Below are 14,150 nucleotides of genomic sequence, written 5' to 3' on the forward strand. Positions count from 1 at the left end.
ACCGTTCTCATTTCTTCTCTGATACGGTCGATAAAACAGTTCGACGGTAGAGAGTCGTCAGTCGTCGCTCAAGATTCCCTCGGCGACGGCCATATCTTCGACGCTGGGGTCGTCAGCGGATTCGCGGAGGACGAACCGTTTTCTAAGGAGGTCAGCGGCGTAGATGACCGTTCCGACGATGATGAGCGTGTCGCCCGGGAGCCGGGCCCAAAAGAGATTCTGGACCAGTGGTTGATTGTAGAACGCGAGACTTCTCGCGGCGTCGTAGCCCTCGGTGAACGCAACCTCGAGCTGGAGGAATCCGACCGGGAGGACGGAGACGAACACCATCAACACGAGGCCGACGTTCCAACACCAGAACGCGGCGCGGAGCCACGACCCGTCCCAGCGGGCAGGGTCGATAGCGATCTGAAGCATGTAGGTGACCATCCCCAGTGCGAGGAACCCGAAGGCACCGAACATCGCAGCGTGGGCATGACCGACGGTGAGGTAGGTTCCGTGTTCATAGTAATTGATCAGCGGGAGGTTGATAAAGAAGCCGAGGACGCCTGCACCGACGAAGTTCCAGACGCCGCTCGCAATGATGAACATGAACGGTAGTCGGTACGGGAACTCTCCATCGGAGCTCATGGCCCGGTATTGGCCGAGCGCCTCGTAGAGGATGAACACTAACGGGATGAGTTCAAGCGTCGAAAAGACGCTCCCAAGGGGCACCCACATATCGGGCATGCCGATCCACCAGTAGTGATGCGAGACACCGATGACGCCCGTCCCCATTACGAGGAGCGCTTGGAGCATGACGGCCTTCTCGGCACTCCGACGCGAGAGGAGGTTCATCGATACCAGCGTCAGGCCGACGATAGCGACGATGAAGAACTCGAAGGCGCCTTCGACCCACATGTGGACGACCCACCAGCGCCAGAACTCTGTCACGGCGATGTTCGTCTCGGGGGTGAAGAGGAATCCCGCAGTGAAGAGCAGGGCGATCGAGCCACCCGCATACAGAATCATATGAGCGAGGCCGTAGACTGGCTCTCTGTCGAGGAGCGGCTTGAGTCCCCGCACTGCCAGCCCCGCCCAGATACCGAATCCGGCGAGGATACCGAACTGCCAGAGCTTCCCGACTTCGAGGTACTCGAGGCCCTCGTTCCCGAGAATCCACCAGAGCCTTCCATCGATGTAGCCGTTGGCACCCAACCAGATGCCGCCGAGGCCACCGAGAGTGACAACGACGATGGCACCGAGAAGCACGTTGACGTACTTCGACTGATTCTTCGGTTCGTGGCCGGTCAAAAGCGGTGGGAGGAACAGTCCCGCACCGAGCCACGTCGCCGCAATCCACAGGATACCGAGGTCAATGTGCCACGTCTTCGCTATCGAAAACGGCAGGAGTTGGAGGATGTGGACGCCGAATAACGTCTCGATGCCGAAGAAGCCAGCGCGCTCGATATAGAAGTGTGCGAGTAACCCACCGAGTAGCACCTGCGCGAGGAACATCCCTGCTGCGACGGGAATGAACCGGAGGGCTGCCCGTTGACTCGGGAAGAGACTCACGTCACCCGGCTCCGGCACCGAGATACCCTCGGTGGAGGGTTCGGGGAGTTCGACCGACTTGTACAGCCAGATGCCGAGCCCGGCACCGGCGACGAGCAACACCATGGCGATGACGCTCCACGTCATTGAGGCAGCCGTCGCATCGTTGCCGGCACCGGGGTTGTACGGCCAGTCGTTGGTGTAGGAGTGACTACTGCCGGGCCGGTCGGTGTGGGAGAACCACGCAGTCCACATGGCGAAGTCCGCGAAGTCCTCGGCATCGGCCTTGGAGTCTATCATCCCGGCCGGGACACCGCGCTCATGGTCGCCCTCGTGGTACCGGTCGACGTACTCCTCGCGGATCTGTTCGTGTGCGTAGACTTCAGCGGCAGAGTAGCGAATTGGGCCGCCCTCGTACCTCTCGTCGAGGTCGGTCTTCACGATGTCAGCGACGGCCGCCTGCTCGGACGAACCGAGTGCGTCGTACGAGCTTCCGTAGCGCTCCTGCGCGTAGTAAGTCCGCATGTACTGAACTTTCAACTCGAGTGCGTTGGCAGTGAAGTCTGACCCGTAGTACGCACCGTTTCCAAGTATCGACCCGTGGTTCATCAGGCCGGCCTGCTGGAACGCCTTCTTTCCGTCTTTGATCTCGTCACCGCTGACGACGACGTCGCCGTCGGGTCCAACGACCCTCTCCGGGATTGGGGGTGCTTCCTGGTAGGCGAACCAGGCACCGGCACCCATCACGACAAGGTTGAAAATGAAGACGACAGCGATCGCCTTCGCGATGGTCTTACGTGTGAGTTCCATACATAGAGGTCAGTTATCCATGTATTAGATTATCTGAGATGATTCCCAGGTTGCGTCATCACGCCCGAATATATTCGACGGCCGAGCGTGTAGTCCCGCGGGTCTGATCACGCTGATCAGTCCCGGGGCAACCTCAGTTGTGCGAACATGTTCGCAACTATTTTTGTGCGCGAATGACTATAGGTGATTGATAGAGATGCCCCGAGCCACCCTCTCGATAACGCTTCCCGAAGAGATATGGATCTCTGATATTTCGCGCCGATATCCGAACACCGAGTTCATGATTCTCGCGGCTATGCCCTCTGAGGAAACAGGAGTGGGTCTCGTCGAGATCCGAACACCGGACGTCGAGGAGGTAATCGAATCGTTGGACGAGTATGACTCCGTCACTTCGGTAACTCTCCTCGAAGTTCAATCGGACCGTGCGTTAGTCCAATTCGAGACTACAGAGCCGCTGTTGATTCTCTCTCTTAGCGAGGTCGGTATTCCGCTTGAGCTACCGATAACCATCGTCGACAGTGAAGTTGTCGTCGAAGTTACCGCCTCACGGGAGAACCTCTCAGAGCTCGGAGATACACTCACTCAGTTCGGTATTCCGTTTGATCTCGTCTCGATCCATCAGTCGGTCAACACGCAAACCCTCTTGACAGACGACCAGCACGAACTCGTCGGAACGGCAATCGAAAGGGGTTACTACGACACGCCGCGATGTTGCACCCTTACCGAGCTGGCAGATCTCATTGGGTTGGCGAAGTCAACGACGAGCGAGAAACTCCATCGAGCGGAAGGGAAGATCATAAAAGCATACTTCGCCCGCGACAACGTCACGATTGAGTAAGCTGCGGATTTCGGTCTTCTAGCTTTTCCTCGCTACATCCCGTCTCGTCCACGGATGTTGGTCTCTGCGCACATTCGATTACTTCGAAGAGTTGGATAGGCACCCTACTTCATCGGGCGGTCTAGAAAGTGAGTAGTCATCGTGAGATTAGAGGCTCCGTCTTTGAATCAGTCGCGCAGCGACACTAATGGGAAAGACGATCCACGCCATCGAACTAATGACGAGGACCGGCTTCGATAAGTCAGTCTCTGACACGACTGCTGCCATACCAGTCCCGGTGGAATCGATACCGGAGAGGACGAATACGCGGAAGATGTCGATCGGATTTGCAAGTACCAGCCCTGTGAGTACCTCGTTCGAGAGGTCGAACGCTGCAACGAAACCGAGTGCGGCAAGGTCGTGACCGAAGACCAACCAGACCCACACGAGGAGTGCGATTCCGAGTGCGTGGGTCTTCTCCGCGGCTACGGTGGAGACGAGGATACTGAGAGCGAGGAACGCCAGTCCGAGCGCGACCGAACCGAACAGGACGTTCGCGTACAGTCCCCAGGGAACGGAATCGACGCGAAGGTAGAGAGCTAGTCCGCTGACACCGAGCCCAATCGCTGTCGCTCCGGCAAGCGATGCGGCACGTCCCAAGAACGTTCCAACTACGACTCGGCTGCGGGAGACAGGAAGCGCGAACACCATGTCGAGCCACCCGATCTCTTCTGCACCGACAATCGTATCGAATCCGTAGACTAACGCTGCGAGTGGGACGAGATACGTCGCCAGCGAAGCCAGGCTCACGACAATGGCGTCAGCCCGAACTACCCCGGGCGCAGACCCACCGAATACGACGACGATGAACGAGAGGAAGCCAAACAGTGCCGTGAGTGCGACCGTCCACCGACTCCGCATCGAGAGGCGATACTCCAACTGGGCAATCGTAAGTGTCCGCCCTGTGAACGTGAAGCTAGTCCATCCCGACGTCTCAGACGAACGCTCGATTACAGCCGCAGTACCACTGTCGGGGTTATCCACGGATATAACGGATCGATCCTCACTCATGTTCGTTCACCACCCGTGGTCGCTCGAAATGCTGGATGTTCTGTCCCGACTGGTCTCGCTGTCCGACCTCTGAGACCACTTGCTCGAAGACGCGTTCGAGACCGGGTTCGCTGACGTCGTACCCCTCGACAGGGGCTACTTCTGCAAGTTCTGTCAATAACTGTGGAATATCTGTCGGAGTACAGTCGATGAAGACGACGTCACCGTCGCGGTCAGTCGAGCGAATTGACCCGTCAACAGTGGCTAAGACTGTCTGGATACGATCGACGGTCCCGCTGTCTCCAAGGCGCACGCGCACTCGAGCATCATCCGTAACCTGCTGACGCAACTCGTCGATTTTACCGTCTGCTTGTAGTTTGCCGTCGTGAAGGATGGCGACGCGCTCACAGAGCGACTCGATCTCCGAGAGGACGTGTGATGAGATGACGACGGTGAGGTTCGACTGTGCGTCGAGACGTTCGATGACGCGGTGGAAGTCGGCGACGCCACACGGATCAAGCCCGGCAGTCGGTTCGTCCAGCAGCAAGATTCTTGGCCGCGAGAGGAGCGCAGCGGCCAACCCAAGCCGGCGGGTCATCCCGTTAGAGTATCCGCCGACACGGCGGTCCGCCGCGTCCGAGAGGCCAACCACTCCGAGCACGGCGGTGATTCGACTCGCCGACTCTGAGATATCATGTATTCGTCCATAGAATTCGAGCACTTCTCGACCGGTGAGTGACGCTGGAAACCCGGCATGCTCGGGGAGATACCCCACAATACTGCGGAGCTCTGGGCCGGCCGCTGAGACGTCGGTTCCGGCAACCGACACCGTTCCTTCGTCGGGCCGGATGTGGCCGACAAGGAGTTTGAACAACGTCGACTTCCCGGCACCATTTGTGCCGAGAAGGCCAAACGTCGTCCCCGACTCAACGGCGAGCGATAGTCTGTCAAGCGCCGTTATTTCGCTGTACTCCTTGCTCACGTCGGTAACCTCAATCGCGTTCATAATATCGTCTCCATCGTTCGTGGGGTGGGGTGGTGAGCGGGTGGTTGTCGACGATGCCAGGGACCTTGATGACAGGAAGCGAACTCTCGGCTAGTCGCAATGCGTCGAACGCGGGACTCGATGCAAAGACGGTTGCCTGTGGGTGTTCGTACGTCAACCGTTCGACGAGGCCCGCCGGTCTATGTCGGATGTCGTTGACGCCGTCACCGTCAACGTCAGAATCGCGGGTGTCAGACCAGTAGTTCCCCCGCGTAGTCCCGTTCCACTCTTTGAGCTCACCGACGAGGGCCCGAACCTGTTCGTCGTTGTTTATGAAGCTGTTCTCAGAAACGTTCGAGTTCGAACTGCCGGCGGTGAAGTAGACGCCGACCCGATTTTCCAGCACGAGGTTTTCAGTGAGAGTGTTGTTGACCGAGTTGAACACGTACAGACCGTTTCCGTTTCCGACAACCTCGTTCCCGTCGATGACGGAGTGGTCGATTCGCTTGAGGAAGATACCGTGTGCGCTCGTGCCACTGTTATTCACTGCGGTGTTGTCGACGACTCGGATGTGCTCCGACAGCATGATCGCGTACCCCGCGTCGTTGACGAAAGCGATGTTGCCGAGGAGCGTGGAGTCGTCGGAGTACATATAGTGGACGCCGTAGCGCAGATCCCACAGCGTGTTGTTTTGTGCAGTCACATTGGACGCCCACGAGTAGTAGATGCCGTCTCGTGTGTCCGTGATTCGATTGTCGACGATGGTCGTGTCATCAGTCTTCCAGACTTGAATCCCGTTTCCACGGAACGATCGCGGTTCGACGGAGTCGCGTCCAACGATGGTGTTGTTCTCAATGTGGACACCGGAGACACCGTCAAGCCAGATGCCGAACGTGACGTCGGTCACCCGACTATCGCGGATCGTCGCGTTCGACCCGTTGACCCAGATACCGGCGTCGTTTTCCGCGGTGTCGTAGCCACCGTTGTGAACCCAGACGCCCTGGACCGTGATACCATCACCATTGAGCGTCAGTACGTCTCCGGTTCCGTTCCCGTTGATCCGGGTGGGGACCCCCGGTTGCCCGACGAGCGTTACGTTTGAAGTGTTGACCACGGCGTGCTCGTTAAACTCGCCTTCGAGGCGGATTCGATCGCCCGGGTCAGCGGCGGTGACGGCCGCCTGAAGTGACGTGTAGGTCTGTTCGTCGACCGTCGCGCGGCCGGGGGTTGACAGACCGTCAAACGAATACTCCTGTGGGACCGAGGGCTCGAAGTGGATTGTACTGTCGGCCTGTACATGACTGGGTGTGGTCGCAACACCAAAGCCTGCAGCTACAAGGATGACAGTCGCGACGACAGCGAACAGCCGACTGACCGAGATTCTCATATCCGTACTCACCTGTGGTGGGATTTCGCGTTCGTTCCGTGCTCTGTCTCGTCACTGTTCTCCAGTGCAGGCGTCGGGTCGGATCCGATTCGACGCCGAACCGAGTCTAAGACGGTTCTGAACGTCGCCTCACTGTCGCGGTAGTAGTACGCGACGACAAGGAGACCGATGGCGACGATAGTCAGATACGCACCGGCACCTAATCGAGAGTGACTGGTGATGTTCGCTACTTCGTATTTACCCACCAGCGGCGGTGTGAACGGGTCGACACCGATTACGGGGGCCTCTGGGTCAAGCTGGTGGCCGGTCTGGTAGAGTCGGTACTGGATGTCGGCCACCATCACTGTGAACACAGTAACCGACCCAACCAGCTGGTAGGTGAGACCGCGCTTGAGTTTCTCGACAGTGGGTGCAAACGCGACGAACGCACCGGCACTGGCGACTGCCACGAACGCGAGCGGTCCAAGAGACCATTCGGGAACGTCGACGGCCGCCGGCTCCACTTCGTAGTTCGGTTGCCAGTAGACCGGGTCCGGGTAGTAGAATCCGATATACTTGTTGAGACGTGCCATCTCGACGTAGTCGCCGCTGATGTGTGGGTACGCAAAGAGGTTGAGACGTAAAATCTCGTTCGGATACTGAACCGCGTGGACCTCTATCGTCCACATCGGGAGCCACACCGCAGCGACTAACAAAAGCGTGGCTAACACCGGCAACCCCCGGCGCAACTGGGTGAACTCGTCGAGACTCGGCAGTCGGTACCTCATGGTTTAGCTTCTCGGCTCGACGATCATTCGTGAGCGCATCTCTAAGTGGAGCGCACTACAGAAGTACGTACAGTAGACCCAGTACACGCCCGGCTTGTCGGCCGTGAATGTAACCTCGCGGGTGTCCTGTGGTGCGAGCGCTAGGTTAATGTCGTATTCGGGTACCACAAGACCGTGGACGATGTCCTGACTCCCTTCGATGTTGGTCGCGGTTATCGTCACCTCGTCGCCCTCTTTAACCGTGAAGTCACGCAGGCCGTACTCGCTCCGCTTAACCGACGTGTACACCTCGACAGTCGAGTCGTCGACGCGGTCGACACGCGAGTTGCTCTCTGTGACGTACTCTTTTTCGCCCTCGTAATCGGCTTTGTCCCACGTCTCCGCCGGCTCTATCTTGTCTTTCGTCGCGAAAATCGCGTCGTGCGGCTCGGGATACACCGGGTGGTCCGAAACGAGTTCCATCCCACCCTGTTCGTCGTCCGTGTCGTTGCCGATGTAGATGAGCTGGTCGTTGTCTGGGTAGATCGGCCCAACAGGAAGAAAGCGGTCTTTCGACAGCTTGTTTAGGACGACCAGCCAGTCACCCGTCGGCTCGGTCGACATCGCTTGGACCGCCTGGATGTGGCCGGGATTGTAGTGGACGTCTATCTTCCCGAGGATGGCCTCTTCGGACTCCTTCGGCGAGTTGATAGCCGTCTCGATATCCCACTTGACGACCTGCGAGTCGATGAATAGCGACGTGTAGGCGTGGCCGCGGTCGTCGTAGGTCGTGTGCAGCGGTCCGAGTCCGACTTTCGGCTGTCCAACGATGACTTTCGACGGGTCGGGTTCGGTCGAGAGCTTCTCGATGTCGACGATGGATACCGTCGGCGAGAGTTTCCCGGCGACCATCCCGTACTTGCCGTCCGGGGTGACTTCGACACAGTGTGGCGACTTCGGCGTCGGGATGTACCGAACGAGCGGCTCGTCGCCTTCGTTCAGCGAACTGTCTTTCGTTCCGTCGACGATAGGGATGCCGTTGACTTCGCGGTAGTTCCCGTTATCGACCGCATTCTGAATCGCCGGCACGTTGAACGCCTTGACGAAGTCACGGTCGTTCTTCGTCATCTCCTCGATTTCGACGCCCTCTTCGTCGTTGTAGGCGCTCGCGAGCGCCCACTTGCCGTCTTTGTCCGTGTCCAGAATGTCGAGGTTACCGTCTACCTCAACCTGCCAGAGAACCTCCATCGAGTCGGGATCGAGCGCGGTGAACAGCGAGACGTACTTGTCTGGGTTGTCGATGTCGCGCCCGTCGTTCGGGAGCGGCGTCCGGAACTCGCTGTTCGCGAAGAGGTAGTCGGTGTCGGGGCTCTGGATACAGCACCCGTGGACCGACTGGACGTTCGGGATGTCGGTAATTGCGTCGGTTTCGAAGTACTTCAGGTTCACCCGTGCGACGCGCCCGTTCGCCTTGTCGTTGACGTAGAGATATCGTCCGTTGTACTTGCCGCCGGTCTCAGAGAGGCTTGGGTGATGAGAGTCTCCCCATGTGTAACCGCCTGCCTCTTCGAGCATCTGGCTGCTCTGGTTGTCGAAGCCATAACCCTTCGCTGGCTCCCGATTGAAGACCGGGATCCGAGTGAGCTCGCGCATCGACGGGAGCCCGTAGATACGGATATCGCCAGAGTGGCCCCCTGACCAGAATCCGTAGTACTCGTCGTGTTCTCCCGGCGGGACGACGTGGTCGGGGACGTCACCGGAACCTGATTGATTCTCGGTGCTGCCACTGGAGCCACCGGTGTTCATCACGCCGGCACACCCGGCGAGTGACCCAATCGTTCCGACTGCCGCCCCTGCTTTCATGAAGTTGCGCCGACTCAGACCGAGCGACGGGAGTTCGAGCGAGACTTCGTCTTCCCCCGCTGCTGTTTCACCAGTGTCGGCCAGCACCTTGTTGAGCTGCGCTTCGTATTCGGTGACCGAGTCGTCAGTCTCGGTCGCTTTGGATGCAGTATCGGTCATTTAGACGACCTCGATTGTACCGACCATCCCGTTCATCTCGTGTGGGATGCAGTAGTACTCGTACGTCCCTTTCGTCTCGAAGGTGTGTTCGTAGGACTCGCCCGCTTCGAGATTTCCTTTCTCTGGATACGCGTCCTTGGCGGCCTGTTCTGAGTCGAACCCACCGCTTGCGAAGTACGTCGCCCCGTCAGGAATCTTGTCTTCGTAGGCGGTCACCGAATGCCCGATAGAACTCGTGTTCTCGAAAGTGACCGTCGTTCCGACCGGGACTTGGATCTTCTTCGGGTCGAACCCGAGGTCATCGGTCATACCCACAGTATCAGTCTGAGCTGCTCCGTTGTCTCCGCCGCTCGTCACTTCGGTGGTTTCAGTCCCACCGGAGGTACCGCCGTCCGACGCGCTTTCACTTGTGTTCGCCGAAGACGAGGAACAGCCGGCAAGTCCAATACTGGTCACTGCGACACCTGTGGCACCGAGGCGCTGCAACACGTCACGTCTGGAACTCTTCCGAGACATCATACATTCACACCTATCCCGCTGATAGAATTATATGGTAGAGCCGATTCCTAACCTCAGAAATCAGGTCGAATATGTTCGCCGGAGGACTTAGTCAGGTTACAGTCCCACCCTCACGGTCGGGGGCTCAGGATCCGACAACGGTAGGAAGGCGATACAGAACTCTCATTACGACGTTCGAGCCGCTTTAGTTTTCTCGGCTATCTTGAAACCGAATCGCCCGATGATTACTTTGAGACGGTGGTAACACCGACCATCGTAGCAAGTCGTCAGCAGACGAGAAACACGGTACTCGGAATAACGAACCGACTCCACCCCGCTACCGTGACCAGAAACCGATTGAGACGTTCTGTTTCGAGCCGCGAACCGTGACTCGTGGCCGTGAGTGCTCGCCTCGAAGTCTGTTGCCGTCGACTACGGTGACTAATAGCACAGTACCTCCGCTGCAGACAGTTCCGCCCGAACCTGTTCGGGAGAATCCTGAATAGCTGTCTGCGTAATACACCAAGTGGATGCCACGAATCGATTTTAGTGCCGAACGGACGTACGACAAGGACCGATTCTCTGCCAACGAGGCGTTTCTGACCGACCGGATGAAAGTCGTCTGTGGCTTCTTCGAACCGGGGCAGTTCATCCCTGTTCATGCCCCGTCAAGTGATCTCATCGTCTCCGTTCGGTCCGGCAGTGGATTCGTCCGTGAAGGCGAGACGGACCACCGCGTCACTTCCGGCGATGTAGTAGCTGTCCCGGCGGAGACAAAACGCGGCATACGAGCCGATGAGGATTCGAGACTCGAGGTGCTGCTAGTTACGACGCCACCACCGACTGATGCTGAACACGAGCCGGTTCGCCGCGGGTTGGCGGAAAGCGAGTTCGAACCGCCACTTTCCAGCGAGTAGCTCTCGTTAGGCCTGCGGAGACTGCGATCGCTACGCTGACCACGTTCACTCAATCGGGTGGCACGGGCAGTGCAAGTCGCGTTATCGAAACGGGAACATCATCCCAAAGAGTCGGCATCAGCAGACGCGTAGGGTGGGTAGTTCACTCGTTTTCGGTTTGTGCTGTGACGTCCGACTGCAGCTCCGAGAGTTGTTCCGATGCTGAACGTCGCTTCGGGACGACCTCCAATTCGAGGGTCTTCGGGTTACATCTCACGATTACTTCGTCGAACCCGATCGTGTACCTCGTCTCCGTACTCCGTTCTTTGTGCTTGACTAGGAGACAGGCATCGACCATCTGCTCAAGCTTGCGGTACACCGTCGACTGAGGGAGCCCACATGTAGATGCAATTTCACTGGTGGTCATCGGACGGTCGAGATTCTTGAGTATGGTCTGACACTGCTCGTTGGCCAACGCGCCGAGCACCGTCTGGAAATCTGGTCCCAGCGCCTCGGAAAGTGGATTCGATGACATAGGTGCTCGTTCACACAATGGATCGGGTTTGTGCGTCTGTTGCGTCCATATTTTGAAGTACAACACACGTGGGTATATTATGAGTGGTTTTCGTAGCTCTGCGAGTGACTAATCGAGTGCTAGTACGCTCACGGTTTAATCATCTCTGCTGAGATAGTGGGGACCCTGTTTCCGTCTGCTATCTTCGAAGGCTCAGTATTGTTGACAGATTTAGGATTCTCTGCAGAGTTGGTTTCTCTACACCGTGACCGACCATCAAGAGACTTCTATCTCACAACACGATTCGAGTGGTGGCTCCCGAAGAGTATCTAACGTGTTGGGTTGCTCACCACGGGCACCGTGACCCCGTCTAATTCGTACTCACCGTTTTTTCTCGGCTCTCGTCCTGTGCTCGCCGATAGTGACAGTCGCGAACCGAGATAGTCTAGTGTATCAGATCGTCAGTCAGATGTGTGTGCGTGTCTCCCGTGTTTCTCGTCTCCGACTGTCTCCGAGCGATGGAGCCAGTAGAGGAATAGGAAGAACCCAGTGGCAAGGACGTTCAGTACCATCTTGTAGTTCATCTCAATCTTCACCTCTGCAATCTGGACGCTCGACGGATCCGGGATGACTCCCGCCCCGAGGAAGATAAAGTGGATGACGACGCCGGTGAGAACTGCAGAGACGAAGATCATCCCCGAGAGGATGGCTGCGAACTTCGTTCCGTAGTACTCACGATAGGCGTCCATAATCGGGGGGACGATGAGGTCTGCGTAGATGTACGAGAGCACCGACCCAAACGGCAAACCGTTCGAGAAGAGGACGGCTCCAAACGGGACGTTCCCGACCGAGCAGACGAACGTGGCGATCCCGATAATCGCACCCAGCACCGCGGTCCAGAAGACGTACACCGGGAGACCGAATGTGGGTCCGGAGAACACTGACGTCCAGACCTGTTCGGGAATGAACCCCGCGATGAGTCCAGCGAAAATGAACCCGATGGCGATTTCGTCCCAGAGCATCCCCCATTCTTTCCACTGCTTGTCAGCCAGTGCTTTCCATCCCGAGAGCGACGTCGCTTGCTCTCGAATCGTCGTGTTGGCCTCTTCAGGGTCGAAGCTGTCCTTACAGGATTGCGAGCAGAAGTAGTACGTCTGGCCGTCGTGTTCGATGGAGTACTCTGTCTCATCTGGGTTTACTTCCATCCCACAGACCGGGTCTTGCACGGCCGAGGTCCCCTCGTCAAGGACGTTCTGTCGGGCTTCTTCAACTACCTTGTCAGGGACGAGGTAGACGAAGCCGAACGCCATCAAACCGATGAGGATGAACCCGCCGATGATGTCTGCGAGCAGAAACTGCCACCCAAGCAGAATCCAGATGACGGCACCAATCTCAATGACGAGGTTCGTCGAAGCGAACATGAACGCCCCAATGGTGGCCGCAGCAGAGCCACCTTTCTTGAACAGGTTCTTCGCCGTCGCGATAGCACTGTAGGAGCACGACGAGGAGACGAATCCGAACAGGGAACCGTACCCAATCTCACGGAGTCCGTGGCCGTTCAGCAAATCCGCGACCTGCTCGTTGGACGTCCATGCTTCGACGCCACCGGCGATCGCGAACCCGAGGACGAGCGCCCACCACGTGATCCATGCCATCGCGACGGTCGTCGTCACGAACTGGCGGGTACTTTCGACGAAAAACGTCGACAGTGGTTTACTCGTCGTGAATACGCCGATACCAACTGTCGCGAGTGCAATGACCGTCAGTATCGCATATTCCTTCTTCTCCATACCTCGTTGTTGGGACTTACCACCTAACCCGGTTATGGCTACAGAAGTGTTGCTCGATACGTTTCTACGATTCGTTCATAAGCCTGATAACGGACTCATCTTTGGAGTCCAAAGGGATTCATAGCTGACAACAGCAGAACTGTCGCGTGCTACTCTGAAACAGGGTATTCACCCGGCTAAACCGTTCTGAACGGGGTGAACGAAACAAAGGGCGGTAAACGGTAGAGTCTGCTTTTGTGATATTACCGTCTGAGGGATGATTGATGAACGTCGAACGCATTGCAACCTTGCTCGTCGGGGCGTCCTGCTCGTCTCGGCTGCCGCCGTCGCGCTCCCTGGACAGTTCGCCAGGCTCTCGATCCCGTACGAACAGCTCTTAGTGATGGTCTTGTGGGTAACAACCGCGCTGTTTGCTGTGTCAGCACTCCTGTGGGTTGCGCTCAGTTACGTCCTTGGTGCGGGCTACGAACCACCGGCGCCCGCGTACGGAGGTGACGAGATTCAGGTCCGAATTATGACGATCGACGCCGCCGATGTCGTCCAGGAGACGGTTGACTCGCTGCCTGCCGAACTGACCGATAGACACGTGATCGCTGAAGCTCCGATCGATATCGACGGCGCCGAGGACCACGTCGTCCCTGAGGAGTTCGGGTCCGAGGCTGTCCAGAAGGGGCGAGCAATCGAATGGGCACGACAGACCCTCGAGTGTGACCGGGAGTTCGTCCTCTATCTCGATGAGGACAGCGTTATCGAACAGTTCGATGGTCTGCCTGATGCCGACGTGGTGCAACTCTGCGAACGGCCACGCCGAACCGGGTCGCTGCTCACGTATCTTGCGGACGTCTATCGCATGGGGGGTCCAGATCGAACAGCGGGCCTTCGCCCGATTGCAGATCCCTCTGTTCGCGTGGGGTGGCGGTATCGCAGTCCGGACCACACTCGAAAATGAGGTCACGTGGAATCGTGAGACACTCGTCGAGGATACAGCATTCATCTGGGCAACCGCTCAACAGTTCGACATCGATTTTGCACTCTCGACGAGTAACGAAGCGCCGCCGTCGCTCGAGGAGATCCTCCAACAGTGCCCACTAATCACAAATGC

At 57.7% G+C, this 14,150-nt stretch carries 11 protein-coding genes and 1 pseudogene; 3 read left to right on the top strand and 9 right to left on the bottom strand.

What is annotated here, in order from left to right:
• Nucleotides 1–57: 57 nt before the first annotated feature.
• Nucleotides 58–2,343, bottom strand: coding sequence for a nitric-oxide reductase large subunit (locus EOHIBHHM_RS20560; RefSeq protein ID WP_497257799.1), 2,286 nt, complete (start codon nt 2,341–2,343; stop codon nt 58–60).
• Between the two features lie 196 nt (nt 2,344–2,539).
• Between EOHIBHHM_RS20560 and EOHIBHHM_RS20565 the strand changes: the two genes are divergently transcribed.
• On the top strand, nt 2,540–3,181 hold the full coding sequence (locus EOHIBHHM_RS20565) for a helix-turn-helix domain-containing protein (RefSeq protein WP_497257801.1): 642 nt from the start codon (nt 2,540–2,542) through the stop codon (nt 3,179–3,181).
• Between the two features lie 147 nt (nt 3,182–3,328).
• Here EOHIBHHM_RS20565 and EOHIBHHM_RS20570 read toward each other — a convergent pair whose 3' ends face one another.
• The 6 genes from EOHIBHHM_RS20570 to EOHIBHHM_RS20595 are packed head-to-tail and all read right to left on the bottom strand — an operon-like array spanning nt 3,329 to nt 9,866.
• The gene (locus EOHIBHHM_RS20570; protein ID WP_497257803.1) at nt 3,329–4,231 is read right to left on the bottom strand and encodes an ABC transporter permease; all 903 of its coding nucleotides are present in this window, start codon (nt 4,229–4,231) and stop codon (nt 3,329–3,331) included.
• Entirely contained in the window at nt 4,224–5,216 is a 993-nt protein-coding gene (locus tag EOHIBHHM_RS20575) for an ABC transporter ATP-binding protein (RefSeq protein WP_497257805.1), read from the bottom strand. Before EOHIBHHM_RS20575 ends, EOHIBHHM_RS20570 begins: the two co-directional genes overlap by 8 nt.
• Complete coding sequence (gene nosD / locus EOHIBHHM_RS20580) at nt 5,203–6,582, bottom strand: nitrous oxide reductase family maturation protein NosD (RefSeq protein ID WP_497257807.1); 1,380 nt, start codon at nt 6,580–6,582, stop codon at nt 5,203–5,205. Before nosD ends, EOHIBHHM_RS20575 begins: the two co-directional genes overlap by 14 nt.
• Before the next feature lie 8 nt (nt 6,583–6,590).
• Nucleotides 6,591–7,349 carry a hypothetical protein gene (locus tag EOHIBHHM_RS20585; protein ID WP_497257809.1) on the bottom strand — a complete coding sequence of 253 codons (759 nt, stop codon included), beginning with the start codon at nt 7,347–7,349 and terminating at the stop codon, nt 6,591–6,593.
• 3 nt (nt 7,350–7,352) lie between these two features.
• Nucleotides 7,353–9,350, bottom strand: coding sequence for a TAT-dependent nitrous-oxide reductase (gene nosZ / locus EOHIBHHM_RS20590; protein WP_497257811.1), 1,998 nt, complete (start codon nt 9,348–9,350; stop codon nt 7,353–7,355).
• Nucleotides 9,351–9,866, bottom strand: coding sequence for a plastocyanin/azurin family copper-binding protein (locus tag EOHIBHHM_RS20595; protein ID WP_497257813.1), 516 nt, complete (start codon nt 9,864–9,866; stop codon nt 9,351–9,353).
• Nucleotides 9,867–10,378: 512 nt separating this feature from the next.
• On the opposite strand from EOHIBHHM_RS20595, the gene EOHIBHHM_RS20600 reads away from it, so the two are divergent.
• Nucleotides 10,379–10,765 carry a cupin domain-containing protein gene (locus EOHIBHHM_RS20600; protein WP_497257815.1) on the top strand — a complete coding sequence of 129 codons (387 nt, stop codon included), beginning with the start codon at nt 10,379–10,381 and terminating at the stop codon, nt 10,763–10,765.
• A gap of 142 nt (nt 10,766–10,907) precedes the next feature.
• On the opposite strand, the gene EOHIBHHM_RS20605 is transcribed toward EOHIBHHM_RS20600, so the two are convergent.
• Complete coding sequence (locus EOHIBHHM_RS20605) at nt 10,908–11,279, bottom strand: winged helix-turn-helix domain-containing protein (RefSeq protein WP_497257817.1); 372 nt, start codon at nt 11,277–11,279, stop codon at nt 10,908–10,910.
• 440 nt (nt 11,280–11,719) lie between these two features.
• Nucleotides 11,720–13,048, bottom strand: a complete 1,329-nt coding sequence (locus EOHIBHHM_RS20610) for a permease (protein ID WP_497257819.1) — start codon at nt 13,046–13,048, stop codon at nt 11,720–11,722.
• Between the two features lie 263 nt (nt 13,049–13,311).
• Between EOHIBHHM_RS20610 and EOHIBHHM_RS20615 the strand changes: the two are divergent.
• Nucleotides 13,312–14,130 (top strand): annotated as a pseudogene (locus EOHIBHHM_RS20615) (glycosyltransferase family 2 protein); the annotation flags it as partial.
• Nucleotides 14,131–14,150: the final 20 nt, after the last annotated feature.

It is taken from the genome of Halogranum roseipondis, from assembly GCF_059695585.1.

What these genes read in the sequence shown, in the direction of transcription:
- EOHIBHHM_RS20560 (WP_497257799.1), bottom strand. Translation starts at nt 2,343, where the DNA reads ATGGAACTCACACGTAAGACCATCGCGAAGGCGATCGCTGTCGTCTTC.
- EOHIBHHM_RS20565 (WP_497257801.1), top strand. Translation starts at nt 2,540, where the DNA reads ATGCCCCGAGCCACCCTCTCGATAACGCTTCCCGAAGAGATATGGATC.
- EOHIBHHM_RS20570 (WP_497257803.1), bottom strand. Translation starts at nt 4,231, where the DNA reads ATGAGTGAGGATCGATCCGTTATATCCGTGGATAACCCCGACAGTGGT.
- EOHIBHHM_RS20575 (WP_497257805.1), bottom strand. Translation starts at nt 5,216, where the DNA reads ATGAACGCGATTGAGGTTACCGACGTGAGCAAGGAGTACAGCGAAATA.
- nosD (WP_497257807.1), bottom strand. Translation starts at nt 6,582, where the DNA reads ATGAGAATCTCGGTCAGTCGGCTGTTCGCTGTCGTCGCGACTGTCATC.
- EOHIBHHM_RS20585 (WP_497257809.1), bottom strand. Translation starts at nt 7,349, where the DNA reads ATGAGGTACCGACTGCCGAGTCTCGACGAGTTCACCCAGTTGCGCCGG.
- nosZ (WP_497257811.1), bottom strand. Translation starts at nt 9,350, where the DNA reads ATGACCGATACTGCATCCAAAGCGACCGAGACTGACGACTCGGTCACC.
- EOHIBHHM_RS20595 (WP_497257813.1), bottom strand. Translation starts at nt 9,866, where the DNA reads ATGTCTCGGAAGAGTTCCAGACGTGACGTGTTGCAGCGCCTCGGTGCC.
- EOHIBHHM_RS20600 (WP_497257815.1), top strand. Translation starts at nt 10,379, where the DNA reads ATGCCACGAATCGATTTTAGTGCCGAACGGACGTACGACAAGGACCGA.
- EOHIBHHM_RS20605 (WP_497257817.1), bottom strand. Translation starts at nt 11,279, where the DNA reads ATGTCATCGAATCCACTTTCCGAGGCGCTGGGACCAGATTTCCAGACG.
- EOHIBHHM_RS20610 (WP_497257819.1), bottom strand. Translation starts at nt 13,048, where the DNA reads ATGGAGAAGAAGGAATATGCGATACTGACGGTCATTGCACTCGCGACA.